23 protein-coding genes are annotated in these 26,828 nt (G+C 59.3%); 9 read left to right on the top strand and 14 right to left on the bottom strand.

The annotated features are described in order from the left end of the window. Nucleotides 1–21 precede the first annotated feature (21 nt). On the top strand, nt 22–957 hold the full coding sequence (gene paaX, locus FFB58_RS04425; protein WP_138369138.1) for a phenylacetic acid degradation operon negative regulatory protein PaaX: 936 nt from the start codon (nt 22–24) through the stop codon (nt 955–957). A 10-nt stretch (nt 958–967) separates the two neighbouring features. After that, the gene (paaY, locus tag FFB58_RS04420; RefSeq protein ID WP_039028524.1) at nt 968–1,564 is read left to right on the top strand and encodes a phenylacetic acid degradation protein PaaY; all 597 of its coding nucleotides are present in this window, start codon (nt 968–970) and stop codon (nt 1,562–1,564) included. Nucleotides 1,565–1,590: 26 nt separating this feature from the next. On the opposite strand, the gene nadS is transcribed toward paaY, so the two are convergent. The 3 genes from nadS to azoR form a co-directional block, all read right to left on the bottom strand. Continuing rightward, nucleotides 1,591–1,875, bottom strand: a complete 285-nt coding sequence (gene nadS / locus FFB58_RS04415) for a NadS family protein (protein WP_138369137.1) — start codon at nt 1,873–1,875, stop codon at nt 1,591–1,593. A 266-nt stretch (nt 1,876–2,141) separates the two neighbouring features. Next, a complete protein-coding gene (locus FFB58_RS04410) occupies nt 2,142–2,294 on the bottom strand; it encodes a Hok/Gef family protein (RefSeq protein WP_039028525.1) in 153 nt (50 codons plus the stop codon). A 272-nt stretch (nt 2,295–2,566) separates the two neighbouring features. Beyond that, entirely contained in the window at nt 2,567–3,172 is a 606-nt protein-coding gene (gene azoR / locus FFB58_RS04405; protein WP_138369136.1) for an FMN-dependent NADH-azoreductase, read from the bottom strand. Nucleotides 3,173–3,375: 203 nt separating this feature from the next. On the opposite strand from azoR, the gene hrpA reads away from it, so the two are divergent. Next, nucleotides 3,376–7,278, top strand: coding sequence for an ATP-dependent RNA helicase HrpA (gene hrpA, locus FFB58_RS04400; RefSeq protein ID WP_138369135.1), 3,903 nt, complete (start codon nt 3,376–3,378; stop codon nt 7,276–7,278). A 428-nt stretch (nt 7,279–7,706) separates the two neighbouring features. On the opposite strand, the gene FFB58_RS04390 is transcribed toward hrpA, so the two are convergent. The 5 genes from FFB58_RS04390 to FFB58_RS04370 all read right to left on the bottom strand — a co-directional run bounded on the left by FFB58_RS04390 (nt 7,707) and on the right by FFB58_RS04370 (nt 14,083). Next, nucleotides 7,707–8,366: an O-methyltransferase gene (locus FFB58_RS04390; protein WP_138369133.1), complete on the bottom strand. Its 660-nt coding sequence runs from the start codon at nt 8,364–8,366 to the stop codon at nt 7,707–7,709. Between the two features lie 98 nt (nt 8,367–8,464). Next, the gene (locus tag FFB58_RS04385) at nt 8,465–9,841 is read right to left on the bottom strand and encodes an efflux transporter outer membrane subunit (protein ID WP_138369132.1); all 1,377 of its coding nucleotides are present in this window, start codon (nt 9,839–9,841) and stop codon (nt 8,465–8,467) included. Next, a complete protein-coding gene (locus FFB58_RS04380) occupies nt 9,838–10,917 on the bottom strand; it encodes an HlyD family secretion protein (protein WP_138369131.1) in 1,080 nt (359 codons plus the stop codon). The genes FFB58_RS04385 and FFB58_RS04380 overlap by 4 nt, the downstream gene beginning before the upstream one ends. 34 nt (nt 10,918–10,951) lie before the next feature. After that, nucleotides 10,952–12,598: an MFS transporter gene (locus FFB58_RS04375; RefSeq protein ID WP_138369252.1), complete on the bottom strand. Its 1,647-nt coding sequence runs from the start codon at nt 12,596–12,598 to the stop codon at nt 10,952–10,954. 162 nt (nt 12,599–12,760) lie between these two features. Beyond that, entirely contained in the window at nt 12,761–14,083 is a 1,323-nt protein-coding gene (locus tag FFB58_RS04370) for an MFS transporter (protein WP_138369130.1), read from the bottom strand. Between the two features lie 391 nt (nt 14,084–14,474). Between FFB58_RS04370 and FFB58_RS04365 the strand changes: the two genes are divergently transcribed. Both FFB58_RS04365 and aldA read left to right on the top strand, forming a co-directional pair. Beyond that, a complete protein-coding gene (locus FFB58_RS04365; protein WP_039028533.1) occupies nt 14,475–15,278 on the top strand; it encodes a YdcF family protein in 804 nt (267 codons plus the stop codon). A 199-nt stretch (nt 15,279–15,477) separates the two neighbouring features. Beyond that, on the top strand, nt 15,478–16,917 hold the full coding sequence (gene aldA / locus FFB58_RS04360) for an aldehyde dehydrogenase (RefSeq protein ID WP_039028534.1): 1,440 nt from the start codon (nt 15,478–15,480) through the stop codon (nt 16,915–16,917). Nucleotides 16,918–17,144: 227 nt separating this feature from the next. Here aldA and FFB58_RS04355 read toward each other — a convergent pair whose 3' ends face one another. Next, a complete protein-coding gene (locus FFB58_RS04355; RefSeq protein ID WP_138369129.1) occupies nt 17,145–18,071 on the bottom strand; it encodes an alpha/beta hydrolase in 927 nt (308 codons plus the stop codon). 103 nt (nt 18,072–18,174) lie between these two features. Then, nucleotides 18,175–19,176 (bottom strand): type I glyceraldehyde-3-phosphate dehydrogenase, encoded by a 1,002-nt coding sequence (gene gap / locus FFB58_RS04350; protein WP_138369128.1) that lies wholly within the window; start codon nt 19,174–19,176, stop codon nt 18,175–18,177. Nucleotides 19,177–19,360: 184 nt separating this feature from the next. On the opposite strand from gap, the gene cybB reads away from it, so the two are divergent. Together cybB and FFB58_RS04340 are read left to right on the top strand one after the other, a co-directional pair. Then, complete coding sequence (gene cybB, locus FFB58_RS04345; protein WP_039028537.1) at nt 19,361–19,888, top strand: cytochrome b561; 528 nt, start codon at nt 19,361–19,363, stop codon at nt 19,886–19,888. A gap of 9 nt (nt 19,889–19,897) precedes the next feature. Continuing rightward, a complete protein-coding gene (locus FFB58_RS04340) occupies nt 19,898–21,166 on the top strand; it encodes an MFS transporter (protein ID WP_286172494.1) in 1,269 nt (422 codons plus the stop codon). A gap of 78 nt (nt 21,167–21,244) precedes the next feature. Here the strand turns inward: FFB58_RS04340 and FFB58_RS04335 are convergent, their stop codons facing one another. From FFB58_RS04335 to FFB58_RS04325, 3 genes are all read right to left on the bottom strand, one after another. Beyond that, nucleotides 21,245–21,478: a hypothetical protein gene (locus FFB58_RS04335; RefSeq protein WP_138369127.1), complete on the bottom strand. Its 234-nt coding sequence runs from the start codon at nt 21,476–21,478 to the stop codon at nt 21,245–21,247. A gap of 119 nt (nt 21,479–21,597) precedes the next feature. Continuing rightward, nucleotides 21,598–21,780 (bottom strand): general stress protein, encoded by a 183-nt coding sequence (locus tag FFB58_RS04330; protein ID WP_039028538.1) that lies wholly within the window; start codon nt 21,778–21,780, stop codon nt 21,598–21,600. Between the two features lie 287 nt (nt 21,781–22,067). Further along, complete coding sequence (locus FFB58_RS04325) at nt 22,068–23,402, bottom strand: PLP-dependent aminotransferase family protein (protein ID WP_138369126.1); 1,335 nt, start codon at nt 23,400–23,402, stop codon at nt 22,068–22,070. A gap of 90 nt (nt 23,403–23,492) precedes the next feature. On the opposite strand from FFB58_RS04325, the gene FFB58_RS04320 reads away from it, so the two are divergent. Further along, entirely contained in the window at nt 23,493–24,371 is an 879-nt protein-coding gene (locus FFB58_RS04320) for a DMT family transporter (RefSeq protein ID WP_138369125.1), read from the top strand. 18 nt (nt 24,372–24,389) lie between these two features. Further along, on the top strand, nt 24,390–25,277 hold the full coding sequence (locus FFB58_RS04315) for a dihydrodipicolinate synthase family protein (protein WP_138369124.1): 888 nt from the start codon (nt 24,390–24,392) through the stop codon (nt 25,275–25,277). A gap of 255 nt (nt 25,278–25,532) precedes the next feature. Here the strand turns inward: FFB58_RS04315 and FFB58_RS04310 are convergent, their stop codons facing one another. Further along, nucleotides 25,533–26,456: a hypothetical protein gene (locus tag FFB58_RS04310; RefSeq protein WP_286172492.1), complete on the bottom strand. Its 924-nt coding sequence runs from the start codon at nt 26,454–26,456 to the stop codon at nt 25,533–25,535. Nucleotides 26,457–26,828 lie beyond the last annotated feature (372 nt).

Here is a 26,828-nt window from a genome sequence, read left to right as displayed (position 1 = left end):
CGACAAAATAATCACAACAGAATGTATCAGATGAGTAAACTCGACGCCTTTATCCAGCACGCGGTCAGCTCCGTTCCCGTCAGCGGCACATCGCTGATCTCATCTTTGTACGGTGATGCCCTGTCCCATCGCGGGGGCGAAGTCTGGCTGGGAAGCCTGGCGGCCCTGCTGGAGGGGATGGGATTCGGCGAACGCTTTGTGCGTACCGCGCTGTTCCGTCTTAACAAGGAGGGCTGGCTGGATGTGGTCCGCATCGGTCGACGCAGCTTCTACCGGCTGAGCGACAAAGGGCTGCGCTTAACCCGCCGGGCCGAGACCAAAATTTACCGCGCCGAGCTTCCTGCCTGGGACGGCAAATGGCTGCTGCTGCTCTCCGAAGGGATGGACAAAGCCACCCTGGCAGATGTGAAAAAGCAGCTGATCTGGCAGGGATTTGGCACCCTGGCGCCGAGCCTGATGGCGTCGCCGTCGCAACAGCTGGCGGATGTACAGACGCTGCTGCATGAAGCGGGCGTGGCGGACAACGTGATCTGCTTTGAAGCCCACTCGCCGCTTGCGCTCTCCCGCGCCGCGCTGCGCGCCCGGGTGGAGGAGTGCTGGCAGCTCAGCGAGCAGAACCTGATGTATGAAACCTTTATCGACTCGTTCCGTCCGGTGCTACCTCTGCTGCGCGAGGCCACGCCGGAGGAGCTGACGCCGGAGCGCTGCTTCCAGATCCAGCTGCTGCTGATCCACTTTTATCGCCGGGTGGTGCTGAAGGATCCGCTCCTGCCGGAAGAGTTACTCCCGTCACACTGGGCAGGCCAGACGGCCCGCCAGCTGTGCATCAACATTTATCAGCGCGTGGCGCCAGGGGCGCTGGCGTTTGTCAGTGAGAAAGGGGAAACTTCGGTCGGCGAACTGCCGTCGCCGGGCACCTCTTACTGGCAGCGCTTCGGTGGCCTGACGCCCGCGTAACGGAGGTAATGTGCCTGTATATCAAATCGATGGTCTGACACCGGTTGTGCCACAAGAGAGTTATGTCCACCCGACGGCGGTGCTGATTGGCGACGTGATCCTCGGCAAGGGGGTTTACGTCGGGCCTAACGCCAGCCTGCGCGGCGATTTCGGGCGCATCGTCGTCAAAGACGGGGCCAACATTCAGGATAACTGCATCATGCACGGCTTCCCCGAGCAGGACACGGTGGTGGAAGAGGAGGGGCATATCGGGCACGGTGCCATTCTGCACGGCTGCGTGATCCGCCGTAACGCGCTGGTAGGGATGAACGCGGTGATCATGGACGGAGCAGTGATTGGCGAAAACAGCATCGTCGGCGCGGCGGCCTTTGTGAAAGCGAAGGCGGAAATGCCTGCCGACTATCTGATTATCGGCAGCCCGGCCAAAGCCATCCGCGTGCTCAGCGAGCAGGAAAAAGCGTGGAAAAAGCAGGGCACCCGCGAATATCAGACTCTGGTGGATCGCTGCAAACAGACGATGCATCAGGTCGAACCGCTGCATGAGGCGGAGCCGGATCGTAAGCGGCTGGTGTTTGACGAAAACCTGCGGCCGAAATCGGCCAGCTAACTCTTTGCCCGCCCCTGCGAAGGGGCTTAATGCGTTGCCAGTTCGTAATAGAAGGCGGGATTGGCCTGGATGACCGCCAGCACTTTGGCCGCCAGGCCCGTTGGGTTGCGGCGTCTGGACTCCCAGCTTTTGATGGTGTCCACGCTGGTGCCCAACGCTTTAGCCATTTCAGCCTGAGAAACGTTGAGCTGCGCCCGGATGGCTTTGATATCGGCAATTTCATAGCGGGTAACCCGGGCAGGGGCTTTAGTCCCTTTCTTGATCCCGACGGCCTCTTCCAGAGAGGTCTTCAGTTCCTCAAAAAAATTCATCACATACCTCGGTTTTCAGTATTGACGCCAGTTTCTTCAGTTCGGCCAGTTCTGTCGGGCTATTAATGTACTATGTACGCTGTTGGTGTACATAGTACATATTGTTTTTGCGCAGAGGCTTTTCTGACTGTTCGAAACAATATGAGAGAATGAATCGGATCGTAATCTGTTAATTGAGAGTTAGCCCTCTCATCCGAGAGGGCTAAAAGGTGCATTGAGATCCAGCCTGCTAATGGGATACGCGGGGATTGCTCCCCGCGTTTTAGCTACTTCTTCGATTCGTAAGCGAGAACAGCTTTAAACTCCATACCACGTTCTTTTACGCTCAACTCACATAAGGTTTCGCGTACAAGAAGCGTAAATCCCAGCACTGTGCAGCACAGCACCACAATTGCCACAAGGGCGTACTTTGTCAGCATGTCATTGCCTCCTTGCTCAGAAGGGGCTAACATCCAACTTGCTAGGTTTTGGATGGTAGCCCCAGGTGGATTGAAAAATCTCCTGGGGCTTTTTACTGTCCAGCCTACGGCAAGTTTGCCTGAGGTTGAACAGCCTCAAGCACCCGCCGGCATAATAAGGATTTCTTTGAAGATGCGCAGATTACAGCGCTGATTCTACGAGGCGTCTCGTAAATGCAGGGGACGGCAGGGGAAATAAAAAAACTCCCACCGGGCGGTGGGAGTGGGAAATCTTATGCAGCAACCAGGCTGTCGATAGCGGCTTTGGCGTCGGTCTGGGCTTTCGTCGCCACTTCCGGACCGTAAGCGATACCTTCAGCGAACACGAAATTCACGTCGGTGATACCGATGAAGCCCAGGAACAGGGACAGATACGGGGCAACCAGGTCGGTTGGGGTATCTTTGTGAATACCGCCACGGCTGGAGAGCACGATCGCACGTTTACCGGTCACCAGACCTTCTGGTCCTTTCTCGGTGTAGCGGAAGGTTACACCTGCACGCGCCACCAGGTCGAAATAGTTTTTCAGCTGCGTCGGGATGTTGAAGTTGTACATCGGCGCGTTAATCACGATCACGTCGTGCGCTTTCAGCTCGGCAATCAGCTCATCAGAGAGCGCCAGCGCTTCCTGCTGACGTGGGGTCAGTGGAGCATCGCTCGGACGCAGCGCGCCAACCAGTTCGCCATCCAGTACCGGTACCGGCTGAGCGGCCAGATCGCGGACGGTGATTTCGTCAGCGCTGTGCTGTTCACGCCACTGTTCAACGAAATAATCAGACAGCTGACCAGACTGAGAGTACCCTGCCAGAATACTGGATTTAAGAACTAATACTTTGCTCATGGGTGATTCCTTTGTTGTATTTGATGAGGGGGGTTACCCCGTTGCTTGATGACACTCTATTCACAATCCTGTCGCAGGGATAGCGCAATATATCGAAGCCTATGTTCGAAATTTTTGAATAAGGCGCAAAAACCGTCAATGTGGTACTCTATATCAATCATTAAAAAGAGATTTTATCCGGCAGTGCACTGCCCGTTAACGCTATGACAGAACAACAGAAATTAACCTTCCCGATGCTTATGCAACAGCTTGATACGCTGATGCTGCGTGACAAACAGCGCTTTGCCCGCCGTCTGCACGGGGTGAAGAAGGTTAAAAATCCTGATGCACAACAGGCCATTTTCCAGGAGATGGCGAAAGAGATTGAACAGGCGGCAGGTAAGGTCGTGCTGCGCGAAGCCGCGCGCCCGGCGATCGTCTATCCGGAAAACCTGCCCGTCAGCCAGAAAAAGCAGGAGATCCTCGAAGCCGTGCGCGATCACCAGGTGGTGATTGTGGCGGGGGAGACCGGCTCCGGTAAAACCACCCAGCTGCCAAAAATCTGTATGGAGCTGGGGCGTGGGCTGAAGGGGCTGATCGGTCACACCCAGCCGCGTCGTCTGGCGGCGCGGACCGTGGCAAACCGAATTGCCGAAGAGCTGCAAACCGAGCCGGGCGGCTGCATCGGCTATAAGGTGCGCTTCAGCGACCACGTCAGCGACAACACCATGGTCAAGCTGATGACCGACGGGATCCTGCTGGCGGAGATCCAGCAGGACCGGATGCTGATGCAGTACGACACCATCATCATCGATGAAGCCCACGAGCGCAGCCTGAACATCGACTTCCTGCTGGGCTACCTGCGCGAGCTGCTGCCGCGTCGTCCGGATCTGAAAGTGATCATCACCTCGGCGACCATCGATCCGGAACGTTTTTCGCGCCATTTCAACAACGCGCCGATTATCGAAGTCTCCGGTCGTACCTATCCCGTTGAAGTGCGTTACCGCCCGATGGTGGAAGACGCCGACGACACCGAGCGCGATCAGCTGCAGGCCATTTTCGACGCGGTGGACGAGCTGGGGAATGAAAGCCCGGGCGATATTCTGATCTTTATGAGCGGCGAGCGCGAAATCCGCGATACTGCCGACGCGCTCAGCAAGCGCGACCTGCGCCATACCGAGATCCTGCCGCTGTACGCGCGTCTCTCCAACAGCGAGCAGAACCGGGTGTTCCAGTCCCACAGCGGCCGCCGCATCGTGCTGGCGACCAACGTGGCGGAAACCTCCCTCACCGTACCGGGCATTAAATATGTGATTGATCCCGGCACGGCGCGCATCAGCCGCTACAGCTACCGCACCAAGGTGCAGCGCCTGCCGATTGAGCCAGTATCCCAGGCCTCGGCCAACCAGCGTAAAGGCCGCTGCGGACGCGTCTCGAAAGGGATCTGTATTCGTCTCTATTCGGAAGACGATTTCCTGTCGCGTCCTGAGTTTACCGACCCGGAAATTCTGCGTACCAACCTGGCATCGGTCATTCTGCAGATGACCGCCCTTGGGCTCGGCGACATCGCCGCCTTCCCGTTTGTGGAAGCGCCGGACAAGCGCAATATCCAGGACGGCGTGCGCCTGCTGGAGGAGCTGGGGGCGATCACCACCGACGAGCAGGCCACCGTTTACAAGCTGACGCCAATGGGCCGCCAGCTCAGCCAGCTGCCGGTGGACCCGCGTCTGGCGCGTATGGTGCTGGAGGCGCAAAAACACGGCTGCGTGCGCGAGGCGATGATCATCACCTCGGCGCTCTCCATTCAGGATCCGCGCGAGCGTCCGATGGACAAGCAGCAGGCGTCGGACGAGAAGCACCGCCGCTTCCACGACAAAGAGTCCGATTTCCTCGCCTTTGTGAACCTGTGGAACTATATCGGCGAGCAGCAGAAAGCGCTGTCGTCGAACCAGTTCCGCCGCCAGTGCAAGCTGGATTTCCTCAACTACCTGCGGGTGCGCGAGTGGCAGGATATCTACACCCAACTGCGCCAGGTGGTGAAGGAGCTTGGCATTCCGGTGAACAGCGAGCCGGCGGAGTACCGCGAAATTCATATCGCGCTGCTGACCGGTCTGCTGTCGCATATCGGTATGAAAGATGCCGACAAGCAGGAGTTCACCGGGGCGCGTAACGCCCGGTTCTCTATCTTCCCGGGTTCAGGTTTATTCAAGAAGCCGCCGAAGTGGACGATGGTGGCCGAGCTGGTGGAGACCAGCCGCCTGTGGGGGCGCATTGCCGCGCGCATCGACCCGGAGTGGGTCGAGCCGGTAGCGCAGCACCTGCTGAAACGCTCGTACAGTGAACCGCACTGGGAGCGGGCGCAGGGGGCGGTGATGGCGACCGAGAAGGTCACCGTTTACGGCCTGCCGGTGGTGGCCGCGCGTAAGGTCAACTACAGCCAGATCGATCCGGCCCTGTCGCGTGAACTGTTTATCCGCCACGCGCTGGTGGAGGGCGACTGGCAGACCCGTCACGCCTTCTTCCGCGAAAACCTCAAGCTGCGCAGCGAAGTGGAGGAGCTGGAACACAAAACCCGCCGTCGCGATATCCTGGTGGATGACGAGACGCTGTTTGAGTTTTATGACCAGCGCATCAGCCACGACGTGGTTTCTGCGCGCCACTTCGACAGCTGGTGGAAAAAGGTCAGCCGCGAGACCCCGGACCTTCTCAACTTTGAAAAGAGCATGTTGATTAAAGAGGGGGCGGAACAGGTCAGCAAGCTGGATTACCCGAACTTCTGGCATCAGGGCAACCTCAAGCTGCGCCTGAGCTACCAGTTTGAGCCGGGGACCGATGCCGACGGCGTCACCGTTCACATCCCGCTGCCGCTGCTCAACCAGGTGGAGGAGAGCGGCTTTGAGTGGCAAATTCCCGGCCTGCGCCGCGAGCTGATTATCGCCCTGATTAAATCGCTGCCCAAACCGGTGCGGCGTAACTTTGTGCCTGCGCCGAACTATGCCGAGGCGTTCCTGGGGCGCGCCACGCCGCTTGAACTGCCGCTGCTGGATTCGCTGGAGCGCGAGCTGCGTCGCATGACGGGCGTCACCATCGACCGGGAAGACTGGCACTGGGATCAGGTGCCCGATCACCTGAAAATCAGCTTCCGGGTGGTGGACGACAAAAACAAAAAGCTGCAGGAAGGCCGTTCCCTGACCGATCTGAAAGAGGCGTTGAAAGGCAAAGTACAGGAGACCCTGTCTGCCGTGGCCGACGACGGAATCGAGCAGAGCGGGCTGCATATCTGGAGCTTCGGCCAGCTGCCGGAAAGCTACGAGCAGAAGCGCGGCAACTACAAGGTGAAAGCCTGGCCCGCGCTGGTGGACGAGCGCGACAGCGTGGCGATCAAGCTGTTTGATAATCCGCAGGAGCAGCAGCAGGCGATGTGGCGCGGGCTGCGCCGTTTGCTGCTGTTGAACATCCCGTCGCCGATCAAGTATCTGCACGAGAAATTGCCGAACAAAGCCAAGCTGGGGCTCTACTTTAACCCGTACGGCAAGGTGCTGGATCTGATTGACGACTGCATCTCCTGCGGCGTGGATCAGCTGATCCACGCTGCGGGCGGCCCGGTGTGGACGGAAGAGGGCTTTGCGAAGCTGCACGATAAGGTGCGCGCCGAACTCAACGAGACGGTGGTCAACATTGCGAAGCAGGTCGAGCAGATCCTGACTGCGGTGTTCAATATTAACAAGCGTCTGAAAGGGCGGGTGGATATGACCATGGCGCTGGGGCTGTCGGACGTGAAAGCGCAGATGGCGGGGCTGGTCTATCGCGGGTTTGTCACCGGTAACGGCTACAGGCGTTTAGGCGATACGTTGCGCTATTTACAGGCGATTGAAAAGCGTCTGGAGAAGATGGCGATCGATCCGCACCGCGACCGGGCGCAGATGCTGAAGGTGGAAGCGGTGCAGCAGCGCTGGCAGCAGTGGCTGAACAAGCTCCCGCCAGCCCGCCGCGATGACGAAGATGTCCAGGAGATCCGCTGGATGATCGAAGAGCTGCGCGTCAGCTTCTTTGCACAGCAGCTTGGGACGCCGTATCCGATCTCCGATAAGCGTATTTTGCAGGCGATGGAGCAGATCTCAGGGTAAAACCCTGCCCGGTGGCGCTGCGCTTACCGGGCCTACATGGTTTTTGCGGATGCATGTGGCACCGGTGGTAGTTCCGTTCACCTTACGTTTCTTGCTTCTCTGTTAATCCTGAACCTGTGAACGTGCCAGGGTGGCTCAATCGCCACCACCCTGGCTACCCGGGCTCCCGGCAAGAAAATCGCCGCTTCGCGGTGCCCTCAGCTTATTCCTTCAGGCTTTCGGGTCGGGCACCAGCCTGCATCCTTGCAGGCTATGCCCTCTCGGCGCATCCCTGCGCCTCGCCCCGGCCTTCCGGAAACGCTTCGGCGATTTTCAGCCGGACAAGGGTGCCGCTGTAAGTCATGATTCCCGTGATACTCTCTCATTGCGTTAAAAGTTGACGGGCCGGGTTTTGTAGGCCGGACAAGCGTAGCGCCGCCCGGCGGTTTTTACCCGTTCACCAGCGCCAGCGTAAACCCATCCCAACCCTTCACACCTACCGTCTGTAACGCGGTTGCGGTCAGGCGCGGATTGTCACCGATCATCTCGATAAACCGCCGCACACCGTGCACGCGGGCGTCGTCGCTCTGGCCGTTGATCACTTCCCCGTCGCGCACCACGTTGTCGCCGATAATCAGCGTCCCCGGCCGGGAGTAGTGCAGCGCCCACTCCAGATAGCCAGGATTATTGGGTTTGTCGGCATCAATAAAAATCAGGTCAAAAGGCGGGATGTTATTGAAGCGCTCAAGGGAGAGCAGGGCCGGGCCTTCAATCAGCTCGATATGCTGATCCAGCCCTGCCAGATGAATATTCTGGCGCGCAACGGCGGCATGCGCCGGGTCGGCTTCCAGGGTGATCAGCTTGCCATCAGCGGGCAAGGCGCGCGCCATCCAGATGCTGCTGTAGGCTCCCAGCGTGCCAATCTCCAGAATGCTCCTCGCCTGGGTCATGCGCACAAACAGCGCCAGCAGTTGCCCCTGATTGGCGGCGACGTCGTGGGCCGGTAAACCTGCGCGCTGGTTATTCTCAAGGACCTTCTGCAGCACCTCATCCTGAGGAATAAGCTCGGAAATCATGTAATTATCTACGGCAGACCACTGTTGTTGCATAGATTGACCCCTTAGTGTGTGAGCATTGCCCGGTGGCGTTGCGCTTACCAGGCCAACGAAATCCGTAGGCCTGTGCAAGCGCAGCGCCGCCGGGCGTTTTACACCGACCATCCACCGCCCAGCGCCTTATACAGATCGATCTGCGCCAGCAGAAGGTTATTTTTCGCCTGCACCACGCTGGTCTGCACCGAGAACAGCGTGCGCTGGGCGTCCAGCACGTCCAGATAAGACGAATAGCCGTTGTTATAGCGGTTCTGGGCGATGCGCAATGTCTCCTGGGCCACATCCTGCTGCGCCACCAGCTCGGTGAGCTGCTCGCCGTAACGGGCGATGGCATCCAGGCTGTCGTTTACCTCTTTAAAGGCGTTACGCACCGTTTTCTCATAGCTGTAGAGCGCCTGGTTGCGCTGGGACTGGCCGATATCCACCTGCGCATTCAGCGCCTGGCGGTTCAGCAGCGGGGCCAGAATACTGCCGCCGATGCTCCACAGCTCCAGCGGATTATCCAGCAGGCCGGGCAGGGTGCGATCCTGAATCGATCCCGTCGCCGTGAGGTTGATCGACGGCAGCAGGCTGGCGCGCGAGGCGGCAAGAGTGGCATCCGCCGCGATAAGCTGGCGTTCCGCCTGCACAATATCAGGCCGACGATTAAGCAGTGATGACGGCAGCTGCGACGGGATACGCAGCGGCGTCAGGGTGTCGAAATCCGCGCTGCGGGCAATGGAGCCCGGATTGCTGCCGAGCAGCAGGCTGAGGGCATTCTCCTGGCGGGCAATCTGGTTCTGCACCTGCGGGATCTGGGCCCGGGTCGAGCGCAGTTCCGAGTCGGACTGCATCAGTTCAAGGCGCGAGCTATAGCCGGTCTGATACTGCCGCTGCGCCAGGTTAAAGGCCTCTTCCCGCGCTTTCAGGGTCGACTGCGTGACCCTGAGCTGCTCGTCCAGCGCCAGCAGGGTGACGTAGCCCGATGCCACCGACGAGGCCACGGTCAGATCCGCTGCCGCCGCGGCCGCCTTTTGCGCCTCGAGGGTCGCTTGTGCGGCATCGCTGGTGCGGCGGTTCACGCCCCAGATATCCACGTCATAACTGGCGGTCAGGCTGCCTTTATAGAGCGCGCCATAGACCGGCAAACCGGTCGCCGCCGACTGGGAGCGGGCGCGACCCGCGCTCAGGTCAGCATCCAGGGACGGAAACAGGCTGCCGTCGGCGGCATACACCCGGGCCTGATACTCGTTGATCCGCTCCCGGGCGATCAGCACGTCGCTGTTGTTGCGCAGGGCCTGGTCAACGTAGTGGTTGAGCTGGCTGTCGTGAAAATTGCGCCACCACATCTGCTCTGCCGGGCTGGCTGGGCCGGTCGCGGCTCGCCACTGGGCGGGGATCTGCAACGTCGGTTTTGCCGGGGCGACATCCACTGACTGACAGCCGCTCAGAGCGGCGGCAACCATCAGGGCAACGAGCGGGCGGCGGATCATTTCGCCTCCCGGGTATCAATCGTCACCTGCACCGACATCCCCGGGCGCAGCAGGGCCGACTCCTCCGGCTTGCCGAGCACCTCGATGCGCACCGGAATACGCTGGGCAATCTTGACGAAGTTCCCCGTGGCGTTATCCGGCGTAATGGCGCTGAACTCTACCCCTGTCGCCGGGGAGATGCTCTGCACCCGGCCCTCGTAGGCTTTATCGTTCAGGGCATCGACGGTGAATTTCACCGGCTGGCCGACGCGCAGGTTCGCCAGCTGCGTCTCTTTGATATTGGCGATCACCCAGTGCTGCGGCGGCACCAGGGTGGTGAGATGGGTTCCGGCGGTGACGTAGGCCCCTAAGCGCACGGCAATCTGCCCGAGCTGGCCGTCGCGCGGAGCGACGATGCGGGTATTTTGCAGGTCGATCTGCGCCAGTTCGAGCGCCGCCTTCGCGTTCTCTACGTCCGCCTCCAGCGCGGCGCGGTTAACAATGGCGGTTTGCAGATCCTGGCGCGACATCTCCAGCGTGGCCTTTGCCTGGTCGATGTCGGCGCTGCCCTGGGCGGCGCTTGCCAGAGCGGCATCCCGCTCACGAATCGACAGCGAGCCGTCGGCGGTCAGGTCCTTCACCCGCTTTAAGTCGGCCTGGGTTTTCTGGCTCTGGGCCCGGGCGTTTTTCAGCGCCGCATCGTTACGCTGGATCACCGCCTCGGCGCTTTTGCGCTGTTGCAGGTTGTTGTTCAGGGTGGCCACCTTCATCGCCAGCTGGGCCTCGGCCTGATGCACGCGCTGGCGGTAGATGCGGTCGTCAATCTGCAAAAGCAGGTCGCCTTTCTTCACCCGCTCAAAATCCTGCACCTTGACCTCGGTGATATAGCCGTTCACCTGCGGGCTGATAAAGGTGGTCTGGCCGCGCACGTAGGCGTTATCGGTGAACTGGACATGGCGGGTAAACGGCGGTAGCTGCCAGGCGTAGAGGATCACCAGCACGCCGACGATGCCGATGGCGGCAGCGGCGAACACTGACACCACGCGCAGATTATTACGGGTATTGGCCTGCTCTTTAGCGGCATCCTGCTGACTCATAACTTCTCCAGAAACATCATTAATTTTTTATCCATTATTGACTGCCGGTGGCCTTTTTCAGCGCCAGACGGGCAGTAATGCGCAGCCGCAGCAAGCGCCATAAAATCCACACCAGCGTGGCGGTGGCAATGCCAGCCGTCAGAAGATAAGTATCGTTGTAAGCGAGAATATTTGCCTCCAGCGTGCTGGCGTTCTGCAGCTGCAGCGTGGACTGCACGCTCACCAGCGCATCGTCGCCAATCAGGCTGCGGTACATCTGGCTGTAAATCTGCAGGCGCTCGTTGACCAGCGGATTCAGGCTGGTGAGTTGCTCCGCCAGCAGGCTGGAGTGGTACTTCTCACGCCAGGTCTGGAAGGTGCCGAGAATGGCCGACCCCAGCAGGCCGCCGATGTTCTGGCTCATGCCGAACAGCACCGAAAAACTGACCAGGTTACGCGGGTCGGCAATCACCCCGCCAATCCCGGCCAGCATCGCCGGGGCGAGGAAGAAGGCGCTGCCGAACCCGAGCAGGAACTGGCTCAGCATCAGCTGATCCGGGCGGGTGAGGCTGGTGGACTGGCTGTCGAGCAGCGAGGCGATAATCATCAGCACCAGCGAGGTGATAATCGGCCAGGCGAGCTTTGTGGGTTTGATGGTCAGGCAGCTGGCGGCGATACCGCAGGCGATCCCGGCAAAAATCGACCATGCCAGATGGGTCATCTGCTCGTTTTGCAGGCCGACATACTGCAGCCAGCCGATCACCCCGGTGTTCTGCTCCGCCAGCACGATGCGGATCAGCAGCATAATCAGCCCCAGACGCACAATACTGCCGCTGGAAAGCCAGCGCGTATTCAGCAGCGGGTTGCTGCGGTTATGCTCAAAAACGATGGCTGAGACAATCAGCACCAGCGAACCCGCCAGCGCCCAGCCGATCCACGGCGCTTCAAACCACCAGTCGAGCCGCCCCAGGGACAGCACCGCGCACAGCAGCGCCATGCCCGGCGCCAGCAGAATAAAGGTGATGAAGTCCTTCTTCTCGAACACCTGGCGCCGGTCGCCCGGGGGCAGCTTGAGGGCGATCACGCAGCCCAGCGAGATCAGCGCCAGACCGAGCTCAAAGAGATACAGCCCGCGCCACTCGTCCAGCTGCAGCAGTTCGGTGGAGAACAGCCGCGCAATAGGGATCGCCAGCGAGGAGCCGGTGATGCCGATGGTCAGGGCTTTGAGACGGTGTTTTGCCGGCCAGGCCTGGATCTGATAGTAGATCCCGAGCGAGCTGAGCGCGGCGGCCACCATACCGTGGGCCGCGCGCACCATCAGGGCCGAGCTGAGATCGTTAACAAAGAGGTGAAAAAAGGTCACCAGCACATACAGCACCAGGAACCCTTCGGTGAAGGCGCGCAGGCCAAACTGCTGGCGAAACTTCACCAGCAGCAGGTTGATCGACACGTTGGTCATCACGTAGACCGCCGGGAGCCAGGCGATCTCGGTGGACCAGGCGGCAAAGGTGCCCTGCAAATTTTGCAGGTTGGCGGCGACCATCGCATTGCCCAGCGCGCCGGTCAGACAGACCAGTAATCCCACCACGCCATAGGCGATACGCTTCGGGGTGCTGTGCACCGGCGTGGACGGGGAGCCTAACAGCATCGGCTTTTCGTGAGGCTGCCACTCGCGAGGAGCATAGGGGTCGCGTTGGGGCAGGCGCATAGCGATAAATACCTGTGATATGAATGAATAGTTAGTGGGCTAATGATTCTACGTCTGACGCAATGTCTGATTCAAGTGAATATGATAACGGCGGGTTAAGCAAATGTGAGAGGGAAGTTCAGGAAAAAGCGGCCAGCAGGGCTGGCCGCCTGAGGATCAGAGTTGGTTCGTTTGCGCGTTAATCACCGGGGCGCGCTTCACCCGGCTGGCGCAGAAGATGGCAATCAGCGAGATGGTCACGGTCACCGCCAGATACCAGGCCACCGGCACCCAGTCGCCGTTATATTTCGCCAGCAGGCCGGTGGCAATCAGCGGCGCGGTACCGCCCGCCAGCGCGGCGCCCAGCTGATAGCCGAGGGTGATGCCGGTATAGCGCACGTTGGCGGTGAAAATCTCCGAGCACAGCGTCCCCAGCACCGCGGTGACCGGGGCCCACAGCACCCCGAAGGCGATCACCGTCGCCAGCACAATGCCCCAGGTGGTGCCGGTATTGAGCAGCATAAACCACGGCACGATAAACAGGCCGAGGATAAAGACGCTGACGGCATACATCCGCTGGCGACCGACCTTATCCGACAGCAGCCCCATCAGCGGGATCATCACGGTGGCGACCAGCGCCCCGAGGGTGACCGCCTCCAGCGCCTGCGACTTCTGGTAGCTGAGCGTCGTGGTGGCGTAGCTCACCACAAAGGTTGAGAAAATGTAGAACGGCGCGGTTTCAACCACCTTCAGCCCGGCGGCGATCAGCACTTCGCGCCAGTGGTATTTGAGGGTGTCGCGCAGGGGGGCTTTAGCCACCTTGCCGGAGGATTTCACCTTCTTGAACTCCGGCGTTTCGTCGATATCCTTGCGGATCCACAGGCCCAGCAGCACCAGCACCGAGCTCAGCAGGAACGGAATACGCCAGCCCCAGGAGAGGAAATCCTCCTCGCTGAACAGGGTCATCAGCGAGACGATAAAGGTGGCCATCAGCATGCCGATGGTGACCCCCGCCTGCGGGATGCTGCCAAAGAAGCCTTTGCGCTTTTCCGGGGCGTATTCATAGGCCAGCAGCAGGGCGCCGCCCCATTCGCCGCCGATCCCCATCCCCTGAATGATGCGCATCAGGATCAGCAGGGCCGGGGCCCAGAGACCAATCTGCTCATAGGTGGGTAGCAGCCCAATCATCACGGTTGCACCCCCCATCAGCGACAGGGTTAAGACCAGCGTTTTCTTGCGCCCAATGCGATCCCCGATGTGGGCGAATATCACGCCACCAATGGGGCGGATAAAAAAGGTTAATGAGAACGAAAGATAGGACAAAATCAGGCCGATGACCGGGTCGACCATCGGGAAGAAGATCTTATTAAAGACCAGCGCGGCGGCCGTGCCGTAGAGAAAATAGTCAAACCATTCAATGGCGCTGCCGGTAAGGCTGGCGACCAGCACCTTCTTATTTTTACGTAGAACTGCGGCACTGCTTTCGTGTTGTTGTGTCATAACCGTGATCCCGCCCAGTGGATGATGAAGCGGGTGACACCCGGCGCGCTTCGGGTGCAACCCGATAAAGGAAAAAGGTTGTCGAATTGTTAAGCAACTTAGGGAGGGCTGTTACTTTTGGCAAGCGGCGAAATGTCAAAACTGGTCAGATCACGGTGAAATAAGCAGCTATCGATGCTGACAGGTGCGATATTTCTGGCGCTTAATTTTTTTATCAGGGTAGATTGCAGCATATAATGCAGGTGCAACCTGCTGATTTTTGGACGTTTCTGGTTATTTCAGTTTAATGACTATTCTTATAAGGTAACTGCCGATTTGGCTTTCAGAGGGATCCTCTGTTAAGCGACGGCCCGCGCGTTACCCTGAACGTAAATGCTGCAAGGAGGTAACGATGAGTCTCACGATCTTCCCATCCCTGCCGGATAAAACCCTGGCTGCGGTGAATACCGTCGGCCACTGGCTTGCCGAAGATAACCTGCCTTACAATCCGCCCGCGCTCCGGGCCGACCTGGTGGTGCTGGCCGGTAACGCGGTGATCCCCGCCATCGACGCGGCCTGCCGTCTGGCGTCGGAGCTTGCCGTGCCGTTGCTGATCAGCGGCGGGATAGGCCATTCCACCACCTTTTTATACGCCGCCATTGCGCGGCACCCGCGCTATAACAAAGTACGCACTACCGGCAAAGCCGAAGCCACCATTCTGGCGGAGATCGCCCGGGAGTTCTGGCATATTCCGCCCGAGCGGCTGCTTGTGGAAGACCAGTCCACCAACTGCGGTGAAAATGCCCGCTTCAGCGCGGCGATGATCCAGCATCACCATCTGCCGGTGAAGCGCGGGATCGTGGTGCAGGACCCGACCATGCAGCGCCGCACCATGGCGACGTTTGCCCGTGTCTACCGCGATAAACCGGATGCCCCGGAATGGACCAGCCACCCAGGCGTCGTGCCGCAGCTGCAAAACAGCGATGACGGTCTGGCGTTTCGCGGCGGCGGTGAGGGGCTGTGGCCCGTCGAGCGCTATCTGTCGCTGGTGCTGGGTGAGCTCCCGCGTCTGCGGGATGACATTAATGGCTATGGCCCGCTCGGCCGGGATTTCATTGTACATGTGGATATTCCTGCCGAGGTGGAGGCCGCCTGGCAGATCCTGCGTAATGACGCCGTCCTCACCGAGGCGCTGGCCAGCCGCTCTCTGCTGTAACGCCTTGCCCGTTTGCGCTGAGTTTCACGCAAACGGGCAATCCTCTGTTGCCGGAATGTAATAGTTTTCTCCTGCTGACCCGTTTCTTTTATGAGATATCTCACATAAACAGCGCGATACGCTGGGATTGAGGATCGGGATCTGTAGTTTTTAACAATAATTTTACTTGTTAAAAACAGTGTAATTACAGGAGCGAGTCATGACAGTACCCGTACAACATCCTATGTATATCGATGGACAGTTTGTTGCCTGGCAGGGTGATGCCTGGATTGATGTGATCAACCCGGCCACCGAAGAGGTCATTTCCCGTATCCCCGACGGTAGCGCTGAAGATGCCCGCAAGGCGATCGACGCTGCCGAACGCGCCCAGGATGCCTGGGAGGCGCTGCCAGCCATCCAGCGTGCGGGCTGGCTGCGTAAAATCGCCGCAGGCATTCGCGAGCGCGCCAGTGAAATCAGCGCCCTGATCGTGGCCGAAGGCGGCAAGATCCAGCAGCTCGCCGAGGTCGAAGTCGCCTTCACCGCCGACTATCTCGATTACATGTCAGAGTGGGCGCGTCGCTACGAGGGCGAAATTATCCAGAGCGATCGTCCGGGCGAAAACATTCTGCTGTTCAAACGCGCGCTTGGCGTCACCACCGGCATTCTGCCGTGGAACTTCCCGTTCTTCCTGATTGCCCGCAAGCTGGCTCCGGCGCTGCTGACCGGCAACACTATCGTTATCAAGCCGAGCGAATTTACCCCGAATAACGCCATCGCCTTCGCCAAAATCGTCGACGAAATTGGCCTGCCGAAAGGGGTCTTTAACCTGGTGCTGGGCCGGGGTGAAACCGTAGGCCAGGAGCTGGCGGGCAACCCGAAAGTGGCGATGGTCAGCATGACCGGCAGCGTGGGCGCGGGGGAGAAGATCATGGCTGCCGCCGCGAAGAACATCACCAAAGTGTGTCTGGAACTGGGCGGTAAAGCCCCGGCCATCGTGATGGACGATGCGGATCTGGAGCTGGCGGTGAAGGCGATTGTCGACTCCCGCGTGATCAACACCGGGCAGGTATGTAACTGCGCCGAGCGCGTGTATGTGCAGAAGGGCATCTACGACCGCTTTGTAAACCGCCTGGGCGAAGCGATGAAAGCGGTGCAGTTTGGCAACCCGGCCGAGCGCAACGATGTCGCCATGGGGCCGCTGATCAACGCCGCGGCGCTGGAGCGCGTTGAGCAGAAAGTCGCTCTGGCGGTAGAGCAGGGTGCGAAAGTGGTGCTGGGCGGTAAAGCGGTGGAAGGTAAAGGCTATTTCTATCCGCCAACGCTGCTGCTCGACGTACGTCAGGATATGACCATCATGCACGAAGAGACCTTCGGTCCGGTGCTGCCGGTGGTGGTGTTTGACACCCTGGAAGAGGCGCTGAAGATGGCCAACGACAGCGACTATGGCCTGACGTCCTCTATTTACACCCAGGACCTGAACGTGGCGATGAAAGCCATTAAAGGGCTTAAGTTCGGCGAAACCTACATCAACCGCGAGAACTTTGAAGCGATGCAGGGCTTCCACGCCGGCTGGCGTAAATCGGGGATCGGCGGGGCCGACGGCAAGCACGGTCTGCACGAGTATCTCCAGACCCAGGTGGTGTATTTGCAGTCGTGATAAACATGCCCGGTATTTCTCCCTCTCCCTGTGGGAGAGGGCCGGGGTGAGGGCATCAGGCCGCATAGCCGCCAACATGCCCAGCGGCGCTGCGCTTGCACGGGCCTACGTGTCCGATGCCGGTTGTTGGTTTTGTAGGCCGGGTAAGGCGCAGCCGCCACCCGGCATCCAGACCGCACCACCCCCGTAGGCCGGGTAAGGCGCAGCCGCCACCCGGCGTTACAGGTTTACACCTTCGTCGAAATCCAGTTCATCATCAATTCCGGCCAGACGGCGACCGGCAGGCCCTGGGCATCGCGGATGCCGAACCCGTGCTTCCCACGCTCGAACAGATGCATCTCAACCGGTACCCCCGCGCGGCGCAGGGCGCTGTACATCGCCAGGCTGTTCTCAACTTTTACCGCCGGATCGTCGGCAGCGTGCAGCAGGAAGGTCGGCGGAGCGTCGCGGGTCACCCGCGTTTCCAGCGAATAGCGCTGGATCTGCTCCTCGCCAGGGTTATCGCCCATCAGCTCATGCCGTGAGCCCGGGTGGTAATGTTCGCCCTGCATGGTGATCACCGGATAGACCAGCGCCATAAAGGCCGGTCGGGCAGAGCACTCGTCGACGGCGTCAAGCGGGGCGTATACCGCGTCGTCATGACGGGTGCCAAGGCTTGCCGCCACGTGGCCGCCCGCCGAGAAGCCCAGTACCCCAATGCGCGCCGGGTCCAGCTTCCACTCCCGGGCGCTGGCGCGAATAACCCGCATGGCGCGCTGCACGTCCGCCAGCGGCGCGTCGGCTCCCTCCTCATGACCATCTCCCGGCATGCGGTAGGTCATTACAAACAGGGTATAGCCGCGTGCGTTGAAGAAGGAGGCCAGCGCGCTGCCCTCTTTATCCAGCACCACGCGACGCAAGGAGCCGCCCGGCGCCACCAGAATGCCGACGCCGTTAGGTTTGTCCGGCGCATACACGGTTATCTGTGGCGAGCGGATGCCGGTAACGGCGCGATCGTAGTCGGAGGTGCCGGTGTGGCGGGGTTCGGGGGTAAAAACGGCGTCGCTGGTGCGCGCGCCGGGCGCTTCAGGGGTGGGCCAGATACTAAAGGTTGCCGAGCGGCCAACGGCCTGCGCCATGTTCTGTTCTAATGTTTCGCGGCTCAGTGCTTCCATAATAACGCTCCCTCTCTGGAAAGCGTTTGTTATATCAGGGTTAACGAATTGAAACTCTGAACGGATTCACAGGATGCGGACAGCAGGGCTGTCCGCAATGTGATTAAAGCGCAGCGAATTTATCTAAGGTACGCACCAGCTGGGTGACAAACCCGTACTCGTTGTCATACCAGGCCACGGTTTTCACCAGCTGGACGTCCCCCGCGTCGGTGACCTCCGTCTGGGTGGCATCGAAGACTGACCCAAAGTGCGAGCCGATCACGTCGGAAGAGACAATCTCCTCATCGGTATAGCCAAAGGACTCGTTGCCCTCGGTGGCCTTTTTCAGCGCCTGATGGATCTCATCCACGCTCACTTTTTTCTCCAGAATCGACACCAGCTCGGTCACGGAGCCGGTTTTGACCGGTACGCGCTGGGCGTGGCCTTTCAGCTTGCCGCTCAGTTCGGGGATCACCAGTCCAATGGCCTTCGCCGCGCCGGTGGTGTGCGGAATAATATTTTCCGCCGCCGCACGGGATGCGCGCAGATCTTTGCCGCGCGGGCCATCCACCAGCGCCTGGGTGCCGGTATAGGCGTGGATGGTGGTCATGGTGCCCGCCTTGATGCCAAAGGCGTCGTGCAGCACTTTCGCCAGCGGGGCCAGGCAGTTAGTGGTACAGGAGGCGACAGAGATAATGGTGTCGCTGGCCTCGATGGTGTCGTCGTTGACGTTAAAGACGATGGTTTTCATCTCGCCGGCCGGGGCGGAGATCAGCACTTTTTTAGCACCCGCATCGAGGTGGGCCTGGGATTTCTCCTGCGAGGTGTAGAACCCGGTGCACTCCACCACCAGATCCACTCCGGCGGTTTTCCAGGGGATGTTCTTCGCCTCTTTCTCGGCATAGACCGAAATGTATTTGCCGTCGACGATCAGCGAATCCTCCGTGAAGTCGACGCTCCAGGGGAAGGGGCCATAGTTGGAGTCATGTTTCAACAGGTAGGCCAGCACCTTCGGCGACGTCAAATCGTTAATCGCCACCACGCTATTACTGTCCTGAGTTTCCAGCAACCGACGAAGAACCAGTCGGCCAATACGACCAAAACCGTTAATGCCAATCTTACTCATGATCCTCTCCTGTGTGGACGTACGGTAGGGTGAACTCATCCAGGATTAGACCATGAAGCCCAGCGAGGCAATTGAGGATGGCTCATCTGCGCGGAAGTTTTTGAAAAATCGGGGACAATAATTAATGAATTTTTAACTGAAGCTGGTTATTTTACGTTTTTTGGCATTCTTTCAGGAAATACTTATGCGCAACAAATATACCGGCCTGCAAATTGCGATTCACTGGCTGGTTTTTCTGCTGGTGATCGTCGCCTACTGTGCCATGGAGTTTCGCGGCTGGTTCCCCCGCAGCGACCGTCCGCTGATTAATATGATCCACGTGTCGTGCGGCATTTCCATTCTGGTGCTGATGGTCGCGCGTCTGCTGGTGCGCCTTAAGTATCCCGCGCCGCCGATCGTGCCCAAGCCAAAACCGATGTATATCGGCTTATCCCACCTGGGGCACCTTGCCATCTATCTGCTGTTTATTGCGCTGCCGCTGATTGGTCTGGTGATGATGTATAACCGGGGCAACACCTGGTTTGCGTTCGGGCTGGGAATGCCGCACGCCGCCGAATCGAATTTCGATCTGGTGGATACGCTGAAAGCCTGGCACGTCACCCTGGCGAACCTGGGCTATTTCATTATTGGGATCCACGCCTTTGCCGCACTGCTTCATCACTACTACTGGAAAGACAACACCCTGCTGCGCATGATGCCGAAAAAGCGCTAAGGGCTTCCCGTGTCCCCTCAACTGCGCAAGGTGCTGTTTGCCACCGGAATTGGCCATTTTGTTGAATGGTTCGATTTCGGGCTTTACGGCACTTTAGCCGCCCTGATTGGCATGCACTTCTTCCATGCGGAAGATCCGCTCACGGCGCTGCTGTCGTCGTTTGCGGTTTTTGGCGCCGGGTTTGTGATGCGCCCGCTGGGCGGACTGTGGTTTGGATCGCTCGGCGACCGGATTGGCCGCCGCAGGGTGCTGGCCACGGTGATCCTGCTGACCTCCGGGGCCACTTTTTTAATCGGACTGCTGCCGACCTTTTCCCAGGCGGGGCTGCTCGCCCCGGTGCTGCTGGTGCTGGTGCGGCTGGTTCAGGGATTCGCCGCCGGGGGCGAGAGCGCAGGGGCCACCACCTTTCTGGCGGAGTATGCGCCTGCCCATCGCCGGGGCTTCTTTACCTGCTGGATAGATAACTTCGGCTTTCTGGCCTTTGTGGCCGCCTCGGGCCTGGTGCTGCTGCTCACCTCAGTGCTGGGGGAATCGGCGATGAACGACTGGGGCTGGCGTATTCCGTTTTTGCTCGCCGGTCCGCTGGGCTGGATTGGCCTCTGGCTGCGAACCCATCTTGAGGACTCCCCCGAATTCCTGGCGCTGAAGAAAAGCCATCAAACGGAAGCCGCGCCGCTGCACACGGCGGTCACCACCGAGCGGCGCGCGCTCGGCTTTTGCATTGGGTTTGTGGCGATCAAGGCGGTAGGGCACTGGATGTTGCAGGCCTTTATTCCCGGCTATCTGGCGACGGAACTGCGCTTCCCACAGGAGCAGGCCTATTTCATCACCACCCTCGGTCTTTTAGCCATTGCGGTGATGATCCCTTTTATGGGCTATCTGTCGGATAAGTTTGGCCGCAGGCCGCTGATGCTGGCGGGCTGCATCGGGTTTATCCTCGTGAGCTGGCCTGCGATGGCATTGATGGCGCAGGGCAATATCTTCGCAGCAATACTGGCGATGCTGCTGCTGGGGATCTGTATTGCGCTTTTTGACGGTGCCAGCAGCGCGGCCATGGCGGAGCTGTTTCCTACCCGCATTCGCTTTGGCAGCATCGCCATCGCCTATAACGTGGCGGTGGCGTTTTTTGGCGGCATTACGCCCTGGTTCTCAACGTATCTGCTGGTCGAAAGCGGCAATCAGCACTCGCCAGCGCTGTTTATCATGGCGGCGGCGCTGATCTCTTTCCTCACGGTGCTGCGGGCGAAAGAGACCGCCGGGCTGCCGCTGCGCCCCTGAACGCGGCATAAAAATGCCCGGCGGGGAAGGCCGGGCAAATAACAAAGCACTACAAATGTTGCATCACTTAACAGCTGATTACTTCAGAAGATCCCGGTGCGCGATGGCGTTAACGAGATAGGACTGACGCTGACTGAGCCTCACTTCACGGTCAGCATCCTGACTCCCGACGATGTTGAGCGCCGGTCCGCTATCCGGGGCGCTATCGGGTGAACGGGTACGCTCAGCATCACCCGGAATTATCCAGCCGACATCATCACGGGTGCGATGATTATTACGTGCGTTACGAACTCTTCTTCTTAAATGCATCATATAACCTCCGCATAATTTATCGGGCTGCATTTACAAGGAGTGGTGTTAATTACCGTTCTTTACGTTTCTGAATATATTGTCTGACATATTCGCGTCAGCGGAAGAATATATTCAGACGATTACGCAGCGGGTTTACGTCCGCCGCCCCGGCTATTTTGTCCGCCTTTTTTTCCCGCTTCGGATGCCCGCTGCGGATCGTTTTTGAAGTTACCGCCGCTACTCTGTCCGCCTTTACGGCCCGCCTGGGATGCACGCTCCCGGTCTTCTGCGAAATTGCCGGAACCGCCTCGATGCTTGGTCATAACATGTCTCCAGTTTTCGTTGAGAATATATATTGAAAGAGATTTAACTCTCTCAAATGCGTGCAAAATAACTGTAGACAGAACGGGGGAAAGGTCAATAAGTCTCCCGGCGCGTTTTTTTCCTGCCCGTAGCGAAATCTTTAAATATTTTTTCTGGCGTAATGAATATATCCTCGCCAGTAAATAAGTTAGCGAGGCTTATATGTCTGATGAATAATTTTCGGGCGATAAGAGGTGTTTACAGATTCATAAAATAATTCCACTTTCGAGTGAAATTAAGACTTGTCTTATCGGCTCTGCTCCAGTTCAATCGCCGCTCTGACCTGCTGCAACGCATGGCGTAACGTCTCAACCGATACCGACCCGAGGGCGACGCGGATCGCCTGCGGCACCGTGCCGGAGGTGGAGAAAGGCTCTGCGGTGGAGACGGAGATGTTGTTGTCCATCAGCGCCTTCACCACCCGATCCGCCCGGGCCTCATCCGCCAGCGGCAACCACGCGAAGTAAGAGTTGGGATGCGTAATGCAGGGCAGATCCTTCATCACCGTGTTGAGCACTCGCTGCCGCTGCCGGGCATCTCGCCTTTTCAGGGTTTCGAAGCGGGCCACGGTGCCGTCCTGGATCCAGTGGCACACCATGGCGGTCATCACCGAAGGCGTGTTCCAGGTGGTGGCCCGTATGGCGCGCTCCAGCGCCGGACGCAGCGCAGGCGGGCAGACCACCGCCCCGACCCGCAGGCCGGTGGCCACGTTTTTTGAAAATCCGGTGACGTAGACCGTGCGTTCCGGGGCCAGGCTGGCGATGGGCGGCGGCGGACGGCGGATCAGCCAGCTGTAGGCGGTGTCTTCGACGATCAGCAGATCGTGCTGCCGGGCGATGTTCGCCAGCGCCTGACGCTGGTTGCGGTCCAGCACCCATCCCAGGGGATTATGCAGCGTGGGCATGGTGTAAATGGCACGCACGTGCCGCCTCTGGCAGATCTGGCGTAACGCGTCCAGGTCGGGGCCGGTCGGCGTGGCGGGAATGGCAACCAGCTCAAGGTGATACAGCGCCGCCAGCGCCTTAAAGCCCGGGTAGGTGAGGGCATCCACCGCCACCACGTCGCCGGGCCTGAGCAGCCCCATCAGGGCGATGGTCAGGCCATGCTGGGCACCGTTCACAATCAACAGGTTATCTGCCGAAGGTTGAAAGTGCGGCCCGGAGAGGTGTGCGGCCACGATCTCCCGCTCCGTCTGCCTGCCCGCATGCGGCTGATAGCGCAGGTGCGATTCAATATCGCCGACGCCTGCGATCTGCCTGAGCGCCTCCCGGAGCAGCTCTCCCTGACCCGGCAGGGCGGGATAGTTAAAGTTCAGATCCAGCACATCGGTGGCGACCGCCTGCTGGTCGATCCCCAGCCCGGACGGCAACAGGATCTCCCTGACGAAAGTTCCCCGCCCGGTTTCCCCGCTGACCAGCCCCATCTTCTCCAGCTCGGCATAGACGCGCGTGGCGGTGGCCAGCGAGATATGTTCCCGGGCGGCGAGCGTCCGGTGGGTGGGAAGCCGGGTGCCTGCTGTCAGCGTGGCGGAGCGGATCTGCTGCGCGTAGCGATCCACGATGGCTTTATAGCGGGCTTTCATCAAATGTATCCATGACAATAATTTGATTGTATCGGATTGGCGAGACTACCATCCGCTCAACAGAGGCTCAAGACTGGGAAGGTAACGATAATGAAGAGTGCGGGAGATAAAACCTCGCTTTCGGGCTGGCTGAATGGCCTGCTGGGGGTAGTGATTTTCAGCGGGTCCTTGCCCGCCACGCGGATTGCGGTGCATGATTTCGATCCCTTTTTCCTGACCTTTGCCCGGGCCTCTCTTGCCGGGGTGCTGGCCCTCGTCCTGATCCTCGTGTTGCGGGAAAAACGCCCGCCCGTCGCGCAAATCGTGCCGCTGATGATTGTCTCTTTGGGCGTGGTAGTCGGCTTTCCGCTGCTGACCGCCCTTGCGCTCCAGCACGTTACCGCCGCCCACTCGATTGTGTTTCTTGGCCTGCTGCCGCTGATGACCGCCATTTTCGCGGTGCTGCGCGGCAAGGAGCGGCCAGCCAGAGCCTTCTGGATCTTCTCGGTGCTCGGCAGTCTGCTGGTGGTGGGCTTTGCGCTGTCGCAAAGTGCTTCGCTCTCGTTGATCGGCGATCTGCTGATGCTGGCGGCGGTGGTGGTTTGCGGTCTGGGCTATGCCGAAGGGGCGGCGCTGACCCGCGAATCCGGCGGCTGGCAGGTGATCGGCTGGGCGCTGATCCTGGCGCTACCTTTCATGGTGGTTGCCTCCTGTCTGACAATGCCTGCATCATTCAGCTCTGTTGGTATGCCGGCCTGGACCGCGCTGGGCTATGTGTCGCTGTTCAGCATGCTGATCGGTTTTATCTTCTGGTACAAAGGGCTTGCCCGGGGTGGGATCGCCGCCGTTGGGCAGCTGCAGCTGCTGCAACCCTTTCTGGGGCTGGGGCTGTCCGCCACGCTGCTGCATGAGAAGGTCAGCCCGGTGATGCTGTTAATTACCCTGGGCGTGATTTTATGTGTGACAGGTTCGCGGAAATTTTCCCGATAATTTTATAAGGAATTCAGGATGTTTACAGGTCTGAGTGCATTTCCCCTGACGCCGCTGGTGAAGGGTGAGATTGATGAAAAAGCCTTTGTGGCGCTGATTGAAGCGCTGGCGGCGGCGGGGGTGAATTCCATCGGGGCGCTGGGCTCTACGGGGAGCTATGCCTATCTGACCCGGGAGCAGCGTTTTACCGCCACCCGGCTGGCGGTAAGGGCTGCCGCAGGCGTGCCGGTGATGACCAGTATCGGCAGCGTCAACGCGGAAGAGATCCTGAGGCTGGCAGACGATGCGCAAAAAGCCGGGGTGAGCGGTCTGCTGCTGGCACCGCTCTGCTACCAGAAGCTGACGGCGGAGGAGGTGTTCCGCCTGTACGAGCGCGTGTGCGGTGAAATCTCCGTTCCGCTCTGTATCTACGACAACCCGGCCACCAGCGGTTTTGACTTTACTGATGAGCTGCTGGTGGCGCTGTCGGCGCTGCCTAATATGGGTTCCATTAAGCTCGGCTATATTCCGGCGGATCCGGCGGAGGCTTCCGCCCGCGTGACGGCGCTGAAAAGCCAGGTGGCAGAGGGGGTGACGATTGGCATCAGCGGTGATGCGCAGTCGGCAGCCGGTCTGCTGGCAGGATGTGATGTCTGGTACTCGGTGCTGGGCGGGCTTTTCCCGGATTATTGCCTGCGGTTGACGCAAGCCGCGCTGCGGGGGGATGTGGAGGAAACCCGGCGGCTCAACGACGCGCTGGAGCCGTTGTGGGGGTTCTTCCGTCGGTACGGGAGTTTGCGGGTGATTGCGACGGTGGCGGAGTTGACGGGCAGGGTTGCGGCGCCGTGTTTGCCGTTTCCGTTGCAGACTCTGGTGGGGGAAGAGCGGGAGGCACTGGGACAGGTTTGTCGGCCCGCGCAAGCGTAGCGCCGCCGGGCGGGGCGCGGTGCGCCATTGCCGGGTGGCGGCTTCGCCTTACCCGGCCTACGAACTGCATCTGTAGGCCCGTGCAAGCGCAGCGCCGCCGGGCGGGGTTTATTCCCTCTCCCCTTTGGGGAGAGGGTCAGGGTGAGGGGAACATGCGGATGCGGTGGTGGTTCCGTTCACCATAGTTTCCTTGCCGGGTGGCGGCTTCGCCTTACCCGGCCTACGAATTTTTGTAATGCCGCCGGGCATGGCACCTTAAAAACTCATCGCCAGGCCGATCCCATATCCGCTGGTATTCTGACCAAACATGTAGCGCGCCACCAGGCGCGTGCGGGTGACAAAGACCGGATACTTGCTGCTGTCCAGCTCGATACCTGCCCCAACTGAACTCAGACTGTCAAACCCGAGCCTGCCGCGCTGCTCGCCCAAATATTCCGTATGCGCGCCTTCCAGCACATATCGCACCGGGCTTTTTAACAGCGTCCAGTCGGAGATGGGCGCGCGACGGCGCAGGTACAGGCCGAGGTTCTGGGTGTTCGCATGCCCGTCAACGGCATCGGAAGTGCTGCCGAAGGTTTGCAGGCGCATTGCCGAGTAGCGCAGTTCTATATCGATATCCTGGGGTTTTGATACCAGTTCATAGTCAAGCATCAGCGAACCGCCGGTGCCGTAAGCATTCAGCCTGCCGCCATCCAGAAAATCATAATCCGCGTGTCGACGTCGCTCGATGACCCATGCCCCGATGCGCACATCGCTGGCCATGGTGCCCAGCATCACATTGGCTATCGGGCGCAGGATCAGATTTCCGCCCCAGCGATCGCGATGAAGATGGAAATCCCAGCCAATTCCCCCGGTACCGGTCAGGCTGTTCCAGCGGGTGGGGATGCGCCGTGTTTCCGTGCCATTGCTTACCACGAATTGCGGGTCGTAACGGCTGTAACCCAATGCCCCTTCAACGTAAATCGGGAAGGAGTCGCTCAGGGTGGCGCCGCCGCCAAACTGCGTGATGGTGAGTTCGTTACTTTCATTGCTGCCGGTGCCAATATTCAGGTCGCTGGCGGTTACGTCAGGAACCACCATATAACTCATTAACGTCAGGACGGCATCCGCGCGCTGTTTTATCCGAGGGTTATCCACCGCATATCCCGCCGGGCTATAAACCATCGTGGCAGTCAGCATTAAAAGAAGACCGGGAAAAGCCACACGCATAATGCCTCGCCGCTTCAGCCAGCATGGGGGTTAATTAACTATAGAGCAGGAGAGTTTTTCAGAACCGCCGGACGGCAGCTGATGAACCTTTCAAGAGGGCATACCGATACTACATCAGCGAGATATTTTTATATTATACAAAAAGTTAAAAATAAAAGAGGTTTAAAAATTTCATCTCTTCTTTAGTCGCTTTTTTCGATTGATTTGTGCTTTTGGGAGTAAATAACAGATGAATTCAATGAAGCGACAATTACACGCAACGATACACTAGCGAGAACGATAACTCGCATGTTGTGAATTTAAACTAAATTTAATTAATTATTTAAAATCATTAAGTTAAAT

Source organism: Enterobacter sp. MF024, assembly GCF_005843915.1.
Classification (GTDB): Bacteria; Pseudomonadota; Gammaproteobacteria; order Enterobacterales; family Enterobacteriaceae; genus Enterobacter; species Enterobacter barmai.
This window is presented reverse-complemented; position numbering and strand designations above follow the sequence as displayed.